Annotated in this window: 14 protein-coding genes; 2 read left to right on the top strand and 12 right to left on the bottom strand. The window is 55.7% G+C overall.

Annotated features, from left to right (window positions below; all coding sequences use genetic code 11):
* Positions 1 to 33: 33 nt before the first annotated feature.
* The 12 genes from HV127_RS10370 to pmbA form a co-directional block, all read right to left on the bottom strand.
* Complete coding sequence (locus tag HV127_RS10370; RefSeq protein ID WP_182235865.1) at positions 34 to 1,944, bottom strand: PRD domain-containing protein; 1,911 nt, start codon at positions 1,942 to 1,944, stop codon at positions 34 to 36.
* A 22-nt stretch (positions 1,945 to 1,966) separates the two neighbouring features.
* Positions 1,967 to 3,118: a lactonase family protein gene (locus HV127_RS10365; RefSeq protein WP_182235863.1), complete on the bottom strand. Its 1,152-nt coding sequence runs from the start codon at positions 3,116 to 3,118 to the stop codon at positions 1,967 to 1,969.
* A gap of 128 nt (positions 3,119 to 3,246) precedes the next feature.
* Positions 3,247 to 3,987, bottom strand: coding sequence for a KDGP aldolase family protein (locus HV127_RS10360; protein WP_182235861.1), 741 nt, complete (start codon positions 3,985 to 3,987; stop codon positions 3,247 to 3,249).
* Positions 3,984 to 5,102, bottom strand: coding sequence for a DgaE family pyridoxal phosphate-dependent ammonia lyase (locus HV127_RS10355; RefSeq protein WP_182235859.1), 1,119 nt, complete (start codon positions 5,100 to 5,102; stop codon positions 3,984 to 3,986). The genes HV127_RS10360 and HV127_RS10355 overlap by 4 nt, the downstream gene beginning before the upstream one ends.
* Complete coding sequence (locus HV127_RS10350) at positions 5,086 to 6,219, bottom strand: amidohydrolase/deacetylase family metallohydrolase (RefSeq protein ID WP_182235857.1); 1,134 nt, start codon at positions 6,217 to 6,219, stop codon at positions 5,086 to 5,088. Before HV127_RS10350 ends, HV127_RS10355 begins: the two co-directional genes overlap by 17 nt.
* Positions 6,220 to 6,261: 42 nt before the next feature.
* Positions 6,262 to 6,906, bottom strand: coding sequence for a DUF4310 family protein (locus tag HV127_RS10345; RefSeq protein WP_112216249.1), 645 nt, complete (start codon positions 6,904 to 6,906; stop codon positions 6,262 to 6,264).
* A 13-nt stretch (positions 6,907 to 6,919) separates the two neighbouring features.
* Positions 6,920 to 7,696, bottom strand: coding sequence for a DUF4311 domain-containing protein (locus HV127_RS10340; protein WP_112216248.1), 777 nt, complete (start codon positions 7,694 to 7,696; stop codon positions 6,920 to 6,922).
* A gap of 20 nt (positions 7,697 to 7,716) precedes the next feature.
* On the bottom strand, positions 7,717 to 8,016 hold the full coding sequence (locus HV127_RS10335) for a DUF4312 family protein (protein ID WP_181483868.1): 300 nt from the start codon (positions 8,014 to 8,016) through the stop codon (positions 7,717 to 7,719).
* 2 nt (positions 8,017 to 8,018) lie between these two features.
* A complete protein-coding gene (locus HV127_RS10330) occupies positions 8,019 to 8,381 on the bottom strand; it encodes an SFCGS family glycine-rich protein (protein ID WP_182235851.1) in 363 nt (120 codons plus the stop codon).
* 10 nt (positions 8,382 to 8,391) lie between these two features.
* Positions 8,392 to 8,730, bottom strand: coding sequence for a glycine dehydrogenase (locus tag HV127_RS10325; RefSeq protein ID WP_110276582.1), 339 nt, complete (start codon positions 8,728 to 8,730; stop codon positions 8,392 to 8,394).
* Between the two features lie 345 nt (positions 8,731 to 9,075).
* Positions 9,076 to 9,462, bottom strand: a complete 387-nt coding sequence (gene cybC / locus HV127_RS10320) for a cytochrome b562 (protein WP_182235848.1) — start codon at positions 9,460 to 9,462, stop codon at positions 9,076 to 9,078.
* Between the two features lie 35 nt (positions 9,463 to 9,497).
* A complete protein-coding gene (gene pmbA / locus HV127_RS10315; RefSeq protein WP_182235846.1) occupies positions 9,498 to 10,850 on the bottom strand; it encodes a metalloprotease PmbA in 1,353 nt (450 codons plus the stop codon).
* Positions 10,851 to 10,944: 94 nt separating this feature from the next.
* On the opposite strand from pmbA, the gene yjgA reads away from it, so the two are divergent.
* A complete protein-coding gene (gene yjgA / locus HV127_RS10310; protein WP_182235844.1) occupies positions 10,945 to 11,496 on the top strand; it encodes a ribosome biogenesis factor YjgA in 552 nt (183 codons plus the stop codon).
* Between the two features lie 489 nt (positions 11,497 to 11,985).
* The gene (gene adhE, locus HV127_RS10305; RefSeq protein WP_182235842.1) at positions 11,986 to 14,655 is read left to right on the top strand and encodes a bifunctional acetaldehyde-CoA/alcohol dehydrogenase; all 2,670 of its coding nucleotides are present in this window, start codon (positions 11,986 to 11,988) and stop codon (positions 14,653 to 14,655) included.
* The last annotated feature ends 20 nt before the right edge of the window (positions 14,656 to 14,675 follow it).

The raw sequence follows: 14,675 nt of genomic DNA, 5'->3' as shown, positions 1-14,675 counted from the left end.
ATTTGAATTACATTCATTTCTGGAAAACTCCTCTCAAAACCGGCTGACGCACTCCATCGCCACCGTTTTAAACTCATCAAAACTGCGGGTGGCGGCAAGGCGGGCCATGGCGCGTTCGCGCAGGAAAGTGACGAAAATATCGTAGATCGCCATCGCTTCTTCATACTCGCTTTTACTGATCGCGAGCAGGAAGATGATATGTGCGGTTTCATCGCCCCAGGCGATACCGTGCGGAGCGATCACCGTATAGACCACGGTCTTTTTCGCCAGTAGTCCAAGGGCGTGGGGTAACGCAATACCGTCGCCAAGCATGGTGCTGACAATAGCCTCACGCTCCACTACCGAATCATGAAATTCCGCATCAACAAACCCCTCCTGCTGTAGCTGCTGGCACAGGGTGGCAAACAGCGTTTGCTGGTCCATCGGCGTATCAATCACCTGAAAATGAACTTCATCAAAATACTTGTCCAGCATCCACGGGCGGGTCCTGTCCACCAGCACCAGCTTGCCGATTTGATCGAGCTGATAGTCGGTAGGAAACGGCGCGATGGTCACCACCGGCTTATCTTTTTCGCTGATGCGCACGGTGGAGATCACAAAATCTTCTGCGATCTCTTGTCGTTGCTCATACTCGCGCTGCGACAGCGTGGCGGCGATCTCCAGTTGCGGATACTTACGTTGCAGAATGGCTTCAATCATCCGCACCATCGCGTTGCTGGTATCGCACACCAGCAGCACCTGCGGCTGACGCTGATAGCCAATATTGTAGTGGCGCTCCAGTCCGACGCCGATATGCAGCACCAGAAAGCCAATCTCGTTTTCGCTGATGGCATAGGGTGTATATTTCCCCCAGCTGGACACCGCCGCCAGGGTCATATCCCACGCCATCGGATAGTGCTGCTTGATGTTATCAAGCAGCGGGTTAGGGATCATTATCTGGTAGCGCACGCGGGTGATCATGGTCTTAATATGCGTCAGCAGGTCGGCATGCAGCTGGTCGTCATTCAACAGGTTGTAGTTATATTGCTGATTGATATAACGCAGGATGTAGTTCACCAGCGCTTCATCATCATCAGCGCTGATGGTCCCCGGATCGACGTCTTGTACCTGACGCGCGGCTAAGTGCACGCACAGCCACTCCTCTTCCGCTGGCGCAAGCGGTTTATCCGCCAGTTGCTGCATGGCATTTGCCAGCTCCCGCGCGGCATCACGAACGTTATGCGCCACATCATCGGCGCTGAAATCCGCCAGCGGATACCCTTCGCTCACGCGGCGCACCACTACTGCGCCGTACAGGCAGACAAAACGCTCGCCCACGTCGGTCAGGCGGATCTGGTGGCGGGTCAGCGTCTCTTGCAGTATCTGCTCCAGCCGCTCCGGCACGCCGGGAGTCAGCGCTTCTTCGCTGAGCTGCGGATTCAGCGCTCCCTGCTGCGTCAGCTCCCACAGCAGATCGGTCAGACAAGCGCGAATCGACACTTCGCTGCCAAACAGCTTCATACCGTGGCGTGGACGCGTCTCCATAGTCAGCTGATAACGCTGAAAACGTTCGCGCACCTCGGCCATGTCGCCTTGCAGCGTCGCCCGGCTAACGAACCACTCATCGGCCAGATCTTCCAGCTTGATGGAAAAGGCCGAAGTCAAAAAGCGCACCAGCAAAAAGTGGATCCGATCTGCCGCTGTGCGCGGAATATGCTGCGCTTTTGGCACGCTCTCTTCCAGGGTCTGATAGCGCAACGGATCGTTAATGACCAGTTGATAACCGCTGCCGCGGCTAAGAGTAAACTGCGCCCCATAGTGCAACAGCAGCTCGTTCAACGCGGTGATATCAGCGCGTACCGTCCGGGTAGAAACCGACAGCCGCTGCGCCAGCTCATCCTGCGGCAGCGTTTCGTTTTGCAGCAGGGTAAACAGCTGCGCTAAACGTGGGTTGGGAAATCGCATGTCGGTTCCTTTTTCTTACGGCTCAGGGTTGAGCGGATATCACCATCTGAGACGGGCTGCCCACCGGGGTATAGTCTGGCGAAAACGTCAGCTTGCCGTCCTTCGGCGCGACGCTAAAGCGGGTGATGTTGTCGCTACGCTGGTTCATGACGTACAGCCACTGGCCCTGGTTATCCAGAGTTAAGGTGCGCGGATAGTCGCCGCGGGTCCAGAGATCCTCCTGATGGCTCAGGCTACCGTCGGCCATCACCGTAAAGTGGGCGATGCTGTTATGCAGGCGGTTGGCGACGTACAGCTGTTTACCATCCTGACTGAGGACCAGCCCGGCGGCAAAGCTGGTGCCTTTATACTCTTTGGGCAGCGCGGAGACCGTTTTCCCCTCGCGTAACAGTCCGCTTTGCTTATCAAGATGATAGAAGGTGAGCGTCGAGGCTTCTTCGTTAATCAACCATAGTCCATCACCCTGCGGTGTAAAGACAAAGTGGCGCGGGCCAGCGCCAGGGGACGACGCGGCGATAAACGGCGGATCGTTCGGTGTCAGCTTGCCGCTGGCGTTATCCATCCGGTATTGGTAGATCCTGTCCAGCCCCAGATCGGTAGAGTAAACATATTTACCGCTGGGATCGGCGGCGATCATATGAGCATGTGGGCCATTATGATCGCTAATGGCAAAGCTGCCTTCAACGGCTGCTGCTGGACGTTCAGCCCCCGCTGGCCCTTGATCCTGGTGGGTATCTACCGATTCGCCCAGGCTGCCATCTTCTTTTACCGGCAGCACCGCGATGGTACCGCTAACGTAGTTCGCCACCAGTAGATGACGGCTATCGGGAGTCAGGGAGAGATAAACCGGCCCGGCCCCGCCGGAAGCCACCTGATTCAGCTCGCTCAGTTCGCCATTGCTGGCGATACGCCACGCCTGCACCACGCCCTTCTCTACTTCGCTGGCGGCGTACAGGGTTTTACCATCTGCTGAGACGGTAAGCTGGGCGAGGTTCGGCAGCGTGCTAACCAGGGTTTTGTCACTCAATACACCGGTTTGGCTATCGACTGTAAAACGGTATAGACCTTCCCCGTTAGGGTTGTAGGTGCCGACCCAGGCGTAGTGGGTTTGCGCAGCGGCGCTAGCGGCGAGCAGGGACAGTGAAGCAACAAGCAGGTGACGGGCGGTAGGCATGGTGACTCCTTGATGGTTCGGTGGGGGTAGTCCCCTCACCCCGGCCCTCTCCCCAAAGGGGCGAGGGAGAAAACCGAGCGGTCCCCTCTCCCCTTTGGGGAGAGGGTTAGGGGGAGGGGCAATCGACGCTATTTAACTAACTGCTTCGTCATCTCCAGCAGCTGACGCACATCTGCCGGACGAGTATTGCCGCTGGCTTTATCGATAATTGAACTGTAGATATGCGGGATAATTTTACTCACCCCTGCGTCCAGCGCAATTTTCAGGATTTCGCCGTAGTTTTCCAGATCGATCCCACCGGTTGGCTCCAGCCAGAAATCATGGCGAGCGCAGGCCTCGGCTACCGCAATAAACTCATCGCGATGCTTTAACCCACCCATCGGGAAGTATTTAATCGAGCTGCCGCCCATATCCTTCAGCAGAGCAATTGCGGTTTCTAGCGGCACAATGCCGTCCGGCGCGCCGCTGCTCAGCGGGCCGGTTGAGATCTTCACCATGCCCGGCGTGCCGGTTGGCGACACCAGACCGTTGACCACGGTTTCGTTCTGCCCCAACAGTGCGCGGCTGGTGCCCACGCCAGTAAAGACCTGATTCACGTGCTGCGGCTGCACCTGACGCGAAATTTCGCTGACCATCGCCGACTGGTTTGGATCGCCCGCCCCCAGCCCCACGGAAAGCGCGTTATCAATCAGCTGCGCGTACTCGCGCATATCGGCCACCGCGCTGGCGATATCGGGATAGTTTTTAGAGAGCACACCGACCAGCACATGACCTTCCGCCGCTTCATAAATCTCGCGAGCGTTGTCTTTACTGCCCGCCAGCACGTTCAGGCAGACGCGGTCACGGTAAAAGTTAGGGGTCAGTTTCATGCGTTTTTCTCCTGGTTCAGAACCTCAGCGATGCGACGGGAGACAATCTCCAGTTGCTGCGCGTTGACGCTGCGCACATCGGCTTCAATAATCCCTTCGTTAGCCTTATAGCCGCGGAAGTAAATAGCGTATTCACCCTGCTTCAGTGCGTTCACCAGCTCGCTGGTGTCCACGCCGGTCACGGCTTCATCAAATTTAATTTCAGCACGCGCGATATCACGACCGGCACTATCCCAGACGACTCGCGCAGTCACGCCGTTGAGCGTATTGAGCTGGTTAATAAACGGTGTCATCTTCTCCACCATCTCTTCACCGCTCTCTTTGGTCGCCGTCAGGTAGTGTTCGATGGCGCAGGTCAGGCCAAGGATCCCCTCTTTGCCGACCTTCATCGCCCGGCCAATACCCATCGACTGGCGTTTGACCCACTCAACGTACTGAGTTTTGCCAATCACCAGTCCGCTGGTTGGCCCTTCGATGGCCTTCGCGCCGCTGTAAATAACCAGATCCGCACCCGCGCGGTAGTAAGCCTGTAAATCCTCTTCTGCCGCCGCATCAACGATCAGCGGCAGATTATGGAGCCGCGCCACCGCTGCCGCCTGCGCCACATTGAGCATGCTTTTCTGCACGCAGTGGTGAGATTTGATATACAAAATCGCCGCGGTACGCGGAGTGATCGCCGCCGCCAGCTGCTCGGCAGAACATTCGTTTGCGTAGCCCGCTTCCACCAGCCTGCCGCCGCCCAGCGCCACCATGGTACCCACCGGCGCGCCAAAGTTGACGTTATGGCCTTTCGGCAACACAATTTCGTTGTTTTCAATCGGCGTCACGTGCAGGTTTTCCAGCAGCCAGTCGCTGTCTTTCACCAGCACTGCCGCCACCGACTGGGCAATGCCTGCTGATGCGCAGGAGACGACGGTCGCCCCTTCCACGTCCAGCAGTTTCGCGATGTAAGCTCCCGTTTTATTCACCAGATCTTTCATCTCGAAGTACTGGTTCATACCCGCCATCGCGGCTTCAACCACTTCCGGACGCGGAGTGGATACGCCCAGCACCGTCATGCGCCCGGAGGTATTAATCACCTGTTTTAAATCGTATTTCTCAAAAATCGAAGGCATTTTCCGCGCTCCCTTGTTCGGTCAAATAGCCCTTGCCCGCGCGAATCGCGGCAAGCGGCAGCAGAATCTTGTCAGCCTGAAGACTCTCTTTTTCAGCATCCACCAGCACCGTTGGCGTCTGCGCGAGGGTGAACAGCGTGAGATCGGCGTCATAGCCCACGTCAAGCTGCCCTTTGTGCGCCAGGCGAAGACCGTCGGCGACATTTGCCGTCACGCAGTCGATAACCTGCGGTAGCGACATACCGATAGCGAGGAATTTGGACATCACCAGCGCCAGCGAGCGCACCGGGCCGTCAATACGGTTGCGGCAGTAGATATCGGAGCTGATAGTGTGCGGCAGAATGCCCATCGCAATCGCCCGGCGCGCGACTTCAAAGCTGAAGCTGGCAGTACCGTGACCGACATCGAGGCGCACCCCGCGCTGTAAAGCCCGGGTAATCGAGCTTTTCAGCTCGCCGGACGGCGTCAGGATGCGGTTGGGTTTGCCGTTGTAGCAATGGGTAATAATGTCGCCAGAAGTCAGCAGGTCGGCGATTTCATCGAGGTTCGGCGGATTATTGCCGATATGCACCATCAGCGGCAGGTCACCATTTTCCTGCTGGATAGCTTTCGCACGCTCCAGCGGCGTAATGCCGTTTTCGCCCACCACGCTGCTGCTCATCCGCGCCTTCAGGCCGACGATGAAATTCGGGTAGCGGTTGACCGCCTGCTTCACCGCATCAGCATCAATATTCGCCATATTGGCCAGTTCGTTCTGAGCAATCAGCCCGACGCGGGAAATATTGAGCAGCGCATAAACCTCGGTCGCCGCTTTGCGGGTTAACTGATAGAAATCGTCAACGTCGTCAGCGCCGGTGCTGCCTGCGTCAACCACGGTGGTCACGCCGGTGGCAATGCCCACGCTGTCCGGCTCATCGTGATAAATCGGTGAGTTCGGGTAGCAGTGGACGTGAGAGTCAATCCAGCCTGCGCTGACGTAATAGTTGCCGTCCAGCTCGATGGTTTTTCGCGAGGGCGCGCTAATCTCGCCCAGCGCCGCGATCTTTCCGTCCCGAATGGCAATATCCGTGATGGTATCGTCAACGAGGCGCGCGCGGCGCAGGAGTAAATCAAACATAGCTATCTCCTGTTAGAGCGGGCGCAACGGCGCCCGCAGGACTTAACTAATCGCAATCGGGAAGAGGGTACCGAGGATCATCGCGCCAAGGATCGCGCCGCCGGTAATCGGCTTCTGCCAGATATAGAACAGCAGCGCGCCCAACAGAGAACCGATACCGATAGGAATCGATGCGCTCATCGCGCTGAGGATAATCAACGGTCCAAGGAAGCGACCGGAAGCATTACCCGCGCCCATCATGACGTCGGCACCGTAGGTAGAGTCACTCTGGTTGATGGTGAATTTACGCGCCAGAATGATGATGTAGCCAATCGCCAGGCCAATGACCAGACCGGTAACCAGGGAAGCAATAAAGTTGGTCACCGGGAACATGATGCCCGCGCCGAGCAGCAGCGCTGGAACGCCCAAGCCGACGCCGGTCTGAATCGCCCCGCCGATATCCAGAATCCCCACCAGCGAGCCTTCAATAATACGAGCAAACAGGAAGCTGGCGCCGAACGCCGCCACCGCGCCGTAGGCTCCGGTATCAATTCCCGCCTTCAGCATCGCCACGAAAGCCACTTCGTTAAACGCGCCGATGCCGTAGAGGTAGTACATATGCGTCCCGGCGAAAACGCCGGAAGAGAGCAGACCAACAAAGATCGGGAACGACCAGTCGGCATACCAAAAACCTTTATTTTGTTCCATTGCGAGGCTCCTGTTATTTACCGCTGAGCGAGTTGTGGATCAGTTCCAGCCAGTTCGGCACGGTCATATGGAAGGATTCAATCATCTTCATATCGAAGCCGCGGAAGAAGCCGCTCAGAACAAACAGCGCGACAATAGCGACCATCATCACCTTAGTGACGCGATGCCAACCGCTCTCTTCCACACCCTTACCAATCAGGATACCCAGCACCAGCCCCGGTACGGCGTTACCCATAATCAGCTGCGCCGCGCCGCCGAAAATCGTCGCCCAGAAGCCCGATTTCTTACCCGCATCAATCGCCGCCAGCCAGAAGATAACCGGCATCACGATGTTCACCAGCAGGTTTGCCGCCGGTACCAGCACTTTGACTGCGGTTACCTGCAGCGCTTCCGGTACTGAAGAGGCGGTCAGGTTAAGGAAGGTGACGACAATCATGCCGATGATGCCGCAGGAGATAGCCATCTTCCTCGGATCGTGCAGCGTTTCGCCGACGTTACGGTTTTTGATCATCAACGCCGCCGCGCCCCAGTTGGGAATAATGCGGTGATCGACGTCCTGAGTGAAGGAGCCTGCTGCGACGGAAGAAGCCCAGGCGTTAAAGAAGAAACCAAGGCCAAAAGAGAAGTGGGAAGCCGGATCGCCTTCACATGAATTCAGCTCGCCCAACGTACGAAATGCGCCCATCCCTTGCGTGGTGGGCGCATGAAACATACGTGCCGCTCCGGCGCCCACGCCGACGCCAACCAGGCCGCCGATGATGAGCGATTTTATTAAAATTATCAGGAACATAATCTGACCCTTTGGTAAAATCAGGTTTGCGTGACGAAATCCACTTTATCGAGATTAATGGCGGTCACGGTGACGGTGACGTTCAGCTCAACGCTGTAGGTCCGTCGTTCACGGCGCAGAAAGATGAACAAGAACGCCTCTTTCCGTACCGCTTCTCGCGCATGAACAACCTCCACATCCTGTGGTTCAATACGCAGTAAGATGTGCGGCGACGTTTTCATTACCGCCGCCTGGACATGGTTCAGAGCATCGGCGAAAGCGCGTGTTTTGCTCTCACCTTTGCCGGTAACGCTCACCGTGGTGGTGAATTGCTCTTTCATACTCACACGCCGTATTTCTTCTTCCAGGCTTCAACCAGGCGCTCGCCCAGCTCTTCTTTATCCATAAAACCGAAGCCCAGAACGTTGTAACCTTCGTTGATAGCGGTGACGCCCTCATCAACGGAACGCATGCCATATTTTGCTTTGTAGCCATGCTTATTCTGTGCGGTGATAGCTCCTGCTCCGCCGCTGCCGCAGAAGGAGATACCGAAAGTGGCGTTTTCGGCTTTCATCACGTCGCCCAGCTTCATATCCGCGGCGACGCCCGGTACCACAACGGCACGAGCCCCGGCTTTTTCCGCACCTGCGGCAACTTTTTGTCCTTTACCCAGGCGATCGCCAATGACTACGGTGATTTGTTCCATGTTTTGCTCCTTACAGGTTTTCTTTTGCGACTTCGAAGTGGACGGACAGCAGCCAGGCTTCTTCATCTGGCAGATTGCCGAACTGCGCAACCACTTCGCGGGCCAGCATCATTGAATCTTCTGAAATCTCTTCGAACAGGCTGGCATCCACGTCCGGCAGCGGCTCGCCGCTGATTGACCGATGGGCCATCGCCCGCACGTGGGAAGTCAGCATTTGCTCCTGAACGTCGTTGGGGACGATATTGCGGCGGCTTAACAGTGCGAAGACCTGCTGCAGCATCTCGTCGGCCAGCCTTTCGGTTAGCGTGGCCTGCTCCTCTGGGACGTGTGTTACCGCTCCGTTATTCACTTGAATTACCCCGTTGATGTCTCTGGGGATAACACTAATGCCAGGGGGAAAGAGTTTGTAGCGAGTTGTTTTCCACTTCGAAGTGGAAAGGAAGAAGGCAGGCGTGATCTATTTCACATAGTTATTGTGAATGTATTAATTTCAATGAATGCGCGTGATGAATATCACAAGTTCATCGGTTTAAAAGTGGCTAAAACAGACGTGCAGGAAAAGTGAAAAATGTGATGGTGAAGGGTTTTTGGGGAATCCATCCGCTTGCGCGAGCTTTAAGAACAGGTTTGGGTTTGGTAGGCCGGGCAAGGCGTTAGCCGCCGCCCGGCAGAAATACCAACGATCTAAAGACGATTAACGGTACTTCTTGTGGTACTCATTGCGGGTGGTTTTAAACTCTTCCGCTGCGGCCTGGGCCTCTTTGACTTTGCCTTCGTCAGCCAGCTTCAGCGCGCCGTCGATCTGGCCGATTAGCACATCAAAACCGTGACGATAGTCTTTCATTTCCGCGCTGTCAGAAGCTTTACCTTCCAGCTTCGGCGGCGTCTCTTTCTGCGCGTCTACCGCCGCAGTACGCATCTTGTTCAGCGCGGTTTTCAGCTCACCGGCATCCGAGGTTTTTTGCACCACTTGCAGGTTCTCAGCAAGGGTATCCATGTCTTCGCCCAGATCGGCGAAAGCCGATGCCGAACCGAGCGCAAAAGCCGATACAGCCAGCATCGTTAATAGTTTTTTACGCATTGCTCACTTCCTTTTTTATTATTGACACACAGGTGTTATTGCCCGGCGATCTTCATCTCCGGCAGCAGCACGGAACCACACTGAATGTTGCTGCGCGTTTCGATATCGTCGCCGATGGTCACGATATTACGCCACATATCTTTCAGATTTCCTGCAATGGTGATCTCACTGACGGGATACTGAATTTCGCCGTTTTCTACCCAGAAGCCGGATGCGCCGCGTGAGTAGTCGCCGGTGACGCCGCTAACACCCTGCCCCATCAGTTCCGTTACGACAAGACCGGTGCCCATCTCTTTAAGCAACTTTGCAAAACTCAGGCCGCGCCCGTTAATACGCCAGTTATGGATACCGCCTGCGTGACCGGTGCTCTTCAGCCCCAGCTTGCGCGCGGAATAGTTGGTCAGTAGCCACTGGGTCAACACGCCATCTTTAATAATGTCGCGACGTTCTGTACGCACGCCTTCGCTATCAAACGGGGTGGAAGCCAGCCCTTTCAGCAGATGCGGATGCTCTTCAATGGTCAGCCAATCCGGCAGAATTTGGCTACCCAGGGAATCGAGCAGGAAGGTGGATTTACGATAAACCGAACCACCGGCAATCGCGCCGACCAGGTGACCAAATAGCCCGGTCGCCACTTCGTTGGCGAAAATGACCGGCGCTTTCATCGTCGACAGTTTACGCGGAGCCAGGCGCGATAGGGTGCGGCGGGCGCACTCTTCGCCGACCCACTCCGGCGATTGTAAATCTTCAAGCGCCCGGCCGATGGTGTAGGCGTAATCGCGCTCCATGTCGCCGTTTTCTTCGGCAATCACGCAGCTGGAGAGTGAATGACGAGTTGAGCAGTAGCTTTGCAGCATGCCGTGGCTGTTGCCGAACACCTTAATGCCGTAGTGGCTGTTAAAGCTGCCGCCTTCGGTATTGCTGATGCGTTTATCCGCTTTCAATGCGACCTGCTCTGCACGAGAGGCCAGCTCAATCGCTTCGTCCGGGGAGACTTCCGCCGGGTGGAACAGATCGAGATCCGGAGCCTCAAAAGCCAGCAGTTCTTTATCCGCCACGCCTGCGAACGGGTCCGGTGAGGTATAGCGCGCGATATCCAGCGCCGCCTGTACCGTACGGGCAATGGCCTGCGGGCTGAGGTCGGTCGAGGAGGCGCTGCCTTTGCGATTCTGGTGATAAACGGTGATGCCCAGAGCACCATCGCTATTAAATTCTACGTTCTCCACTTCACCGTAGCGGGTGCTGACGCCAATGCCGGTGGTTTTGCTGACGGAGACTTCAGCCCCGTCGGATTTGCCTGCCGCCAGTTCCAGCGCCGTGGTCACGGCTTCTTCCAGCGTCTTACGCTGTTGTGCAACTTGAGAGATAACTTTCATTGCTAATGCCATAATGTAAGAAGGAGTTAACTGAAGTCTAACAGAGAACCATTTTTCAGTGCGCGCCTTAACTGGTAACATTAGCCTCTTTTTTAAGGAGCCTGAGATGACAAAGCAGCCCGAAGACTGGCTCGACGATGTCCCTGGTGATGACGTCGAAGATGAAGACGATGAAATTATCTGGGTCAGTAAAAGTGAAATTAAGCGCGACGCCGAAGAACTGAAGCGTCTTGGCGCGGAAATGGTAGAGCTTGGGAAAAACGCGCTGGATAAAATCCCGCTGGATACCGACCTGCGCGATGCCATTGAACTCGCCCAACGCATCAAGAAAGAAGGCCGCCGCCGCCAGATGCAGCTGATTGGCAAAATGCTGCGTAACCGCGATGTCGATCCGATTCGCCAGGCGCTGGATAAGCTAAAGAACCGCCACAACCAGCAGGTTGCGCTGTTCCACAAGCTCGAACAAATCCGCGATCGTCTGATTGATAATGGCGATGATGCCGTTGCTGAAGTGCTGAACCTGTGGCCGGACGCCGACCGTCAGCAGCTGCGTTCGCTTATTCGTAACGCCAAAAAAGAGAAAGAAGGCAATAAGCCGCCGAAGTCCGCGCGTCTTATCTTCCAGTATCTGCGTGAGCTGGCCGAGAGCGAAAGCTAATCCCGCAAGACTCCCCGGATTAAGGCCAGTGCCTGATCCGGGCGACCAAACCGAACGTACATCTTTTTAAATCGGTTTTAATTTTTCATTTTCATTTAAGATCATTTCTTAATTTAACGTTTATTTCACAAAACCAGTTATCTTCTCCAGACAACCTCTCGATCCCCCAACGCTATCAGCGACTCAGCAATAAATTCAACAACCTGTTTTTATTCGATTAAATAAAAAAACCTTTCTTTAAAACGCCAACGTTACCAGCAGTTTGCTTATCTTTGATCCACCTCTCAAAACGATTTTTGTATTTCATTCATTATTATAATGAAAAATTAATTTCATTAATACACAAAACAAGAAGTCATACGCAAGCGCACTCTGGCCAGTCAGTTCTGTTAATTAAAACCAGGCATCTGCAGTGGCGGAAGGTTTGGCGTCATTACAGTAAGGCACATGTTTTACTTAAGAGAATTCAATCCCTTATGGAGAAAACTTATGTCACTCACCACCAGTAATGATGACCTCGACGCGCTGGTCGCCCGGGTACGAAAGGCGCAGCAGGCGTATGCGAACTTTCCTCAGGAGAAAGTCGACAAAATATTCCGCGCTGCCGCTTTAGCCGCCGCTGATGCCCGCATTCCGCTGGCGAAAATGGCGGTCGCCGAGTCCGGCATGGGCATCGTGGAAGATAAAGTGATTAAAAACCACTTCGCGTCTGAATATATCTACAACGCCTATAAAGACGAAAAAACCTGCGGGGTTCTTGGCGAAGACGAAGCCTTCGGCACCATGACCATCGCCGAGCCCATTGGGCTAATCTGCGGGATTGTCCCCACCACCAATCCGACTTCTACCGCTATTTTTAAATCGCTAATTAGCCTGAAAACCCGTAACGGCATCGTCTTCTCGCCGCATCCGCGGGCGAAAAACGCCACCAACCGCGCGGCGGAAATTGTGCTGCGCGCCGCAGTCGAGGCCGGTGCGCCGCCTGACATCATTGGCTGGATTGATGAACCGACCGTGGACCTATCCAACCGCCTGATGCACCACCCGGATATCAATCTGATCCTCGCCACCGGCGGACCGGGTATGGTGAAGGCCGCCTACAGCTCGGGTAAACCAGCAATTGGCGTCGGTGCAGGTAACACCCCGGTGGTCATTGATGAAACCGCTGACGTAAAACGCGCGGTGGCCTCCATCCTGATGTCCAAAACCTTCGATAACGGCGTGATCTGCGCCTCCGAACAGTCGGTGGTGGTGGTCGATGCCGTCTATAACGCGGTGCGCGAGCGTTTCGCCAGCCACGGCGGCTATCTGTTACAGGGAAAAGAGCTGAAAGCGGTTCAGGGCATCCTGCTGAAAAACGGCACGCTAAACGCGGCGATTGTCGGGCAATCGGCGGTTAAAATTGCCGAAATGGCCGGGATCAGCGTGCCTGCCGATACCAAAATCCTGATTGGAGAAGTTAAAGCTATCGACGACAGCGAGCCTTTTGCCCATGAAAAGCTCTCCCCGACGCTGGCCATGTATCGGGCGAAAGATTTCGCCGACGCCGTGGAGAAAGCGGTGAAGCTGGTCGATATGGGCGGCATCGGCCACACCTCCTGCCTCTATACCGACCAGGATAACCAGGCTGCGCGGGTGATGACCTTTGGCGAAAAAATGAAAACCGCGCGCATCCTGATTAACACCCCGACCTCCCACGGCGGCATTGGCGATCTCTATAACTTTAGTCTCGCGCCTTCCCTGACCCTGGGCTGCGGCTCCTGGGGCGGTAACTCTATCTCAGAAAACGTCGGGCCGAAGCATCTGATCAACAAGAAAACAGTGGCAAAGCGAGCTGAAAATATGCTGTGGCATAAACTTCCGAAATCCATCTATTTCCGCCGCGGCTCTCTGCCTATCGCGCTGGATGAAGTGATCACCGATGGCCATAAGCGCGCGCTGATCGTCACCGACCGCTTCTTGTTCAACAACGGCTACGCGGATCAGATCACCTCGGTGCTGAAAGCGGCGGGCGTCGAAACCGAAGTCTTCTTTGAAGTGGAAGCCGACCCGACGCTGACCATCGTGCGCAAAGGCGCAGAGCTGGCTAACTCCTTCAAGCCAGACGTCATCATCGCCCTGGGCGGCGGCTCGCCGATGGATGCGGCGAAAATCATGTGGGTGATGTACGAGCATCCGGAAACCCACTTCGAAGAGCTGGCGCTGCGCTTTATGGATATCCGCAAGCGTATCTACACCTTCCCGAAAATGGGGGTCAAAGCCCGGATGGTGGCGATCACCACCACTTCCGGCACCGGCTCCGAAGTCACGCCGTTTGCGGTGGTGACCGACGATGCCACCGGGCAGAAATATCCACTGGCGGACTACGCCCTGACCCCGGATATGGCGATTGTCGATGCTAACCTGGTGATGGATATGCCGAAGTCCCTGTGCGCCTTCGGCGGCCTGGATGCGGTGACCCACGCTATCGAAGCCTACGTTTCCGTGCTGGCCTCCGAGTTCTCCGATGGCCAGGCGCTACAGGCGCTGAAGCTGCTGAAAGCGTACCTGCCAGCCTCTTACCATGAAGGCTCGAAAAACCCGGTGGCCCGCGAGCGCGTCCATAATGCGGCAACCATCGCCGGGATCGCCTTTGCTAACGCCTTCCTCGGGGTGTGCCACTCCATGGCGCACAAACTGGGCTCGCAGTTCCACATTCCGCACGGTCTGGCGAATGCGCTGATGATCTGCAACGTCATTCGCTATAACGCCAACGATAACCCGACCAAGCAAACGGCTTTCAGCCAATACGACCGTCCACAGGCCCGCCGTCGGTACGCAGAGATTGCCGATCATTTAGGCCTGAGCGCGCCGGGAGACCGCACAGCGGCGAAAATCGAGAAGCTGCTGGCGTGGCTGGAGAGCATCAAAGCCGAGCTGGGCATTCCGAAATCCATCCGCGAGGCGGGCGTGCAGGAAGCCGATTTCCTCGCCCATGTCGATAAGCTGTCCGAAGACGCCTTCGATGACCAGTGCACCGGCGCTAACCCACGCTATCCGCTGATTTCTGAATTGAAACAGCTGCTGTTAGACAGCTACTACGGAAATAAATACGAGGAAAAATTACCGGCCGCTGCCGCAGAAAAGCCCAGCAAAGCGGAGGCCGTCGCGCAGAAATAATCAGTTAATCAACATTCAAA

Origin of the sequence: Klebsiella sp. RHBSTW-00215 (genome assembly GCF_014103785.1) — a bacterium.
In the GTDB taxonomy this organism is placed as follows: domain Bacteria; phylum Pseudomonadota; class Gammaproteobacteria; order Enterobacterales; family Enterobacteriaceae; genus Klebsiella.
This window is presented reverse-complemented; position numbering and strand designations above follow the sequence as displayed.